The sequence below is a fragment of the Mycobacterium sp. genome, assembly GCF_008709575.1.
Lineage (GTDB): Bacteria > Actinomycetota > Actinomycetes > Mycobacteriales > Mycobacteriaceae > Mycobacterium.
The window spans coordinates 1-598 of record NZ_VYIK01000476.1 but is presented as its reverse complement, the minus strand read 5'-3'; the positions used below and the strand labels follow the sequence as shown (position 1 = coordinate 598).

1 protein-coding gene is annotated in these 598 nt (G+C 62.2%); it reads left to right on the top strand.

The features are described from left to right. Nucleotides 1-312 precede the first annotated feature (312 nt). Nucleotides 313-598, top strand: a 286-nt coding sequence (locus F6Q13_RS19660) for a hypothetical protein (RefSeq protein WP_293060067.1), incomplete at its 3' end; no start/stop codon positions are given.

The following is a 598-nucleotide window of genomic DNA, read 5'->3' as shown; positions in this document are numbered from 1 at the left end:
CTAAGCATGCCTCGATGACCTCGGCCTCATCTTTGACAATCATGTTTAAGCAGACGGTCTTTTTCGAATTGCTATCTGCAGCCGACACGGGTCGCTCTGACGTCGGGGGGTAGATCTCTGGGCCTTTCATCCATTCCCACTGGCCATCGCCCAGATCTTAGCTGATCCCTGCGTAGCCCTTTCGCTGACTCATCGGCGAATGCAGGCGTGCGGCATGTCGTCGAAGCGGGTGGCGCTACCGGCAGAGGATGGGTTTGACGGCTCTGGTGACATAGCCGTGGGCGTGCTGACGGCTTCCGCGAACACCAGGTGTTGGCGACGGTTGACAACGAGGCCACTCGCGACGGTCGCCACCCCGCCGTGCAGGACCGGGCCGCGTTGCCGAAGCTGCTGCACAACGCCAACCGGATCGCGCCGACCATCCCAGGGGTCGAGAAGGGCTACACCGGCCAGACCGCCACCACGAAGGATTCGTCTACTTCAGACAAATCGCCCGCCACTGCGACGACTCGACCGCAGTTGACTCGAAACTGGAGTGTGCACGCCCTCAGCGCGTCAACTCGACGACCTGGGCGCGGTGGAATTGCCAGCGCTGGAC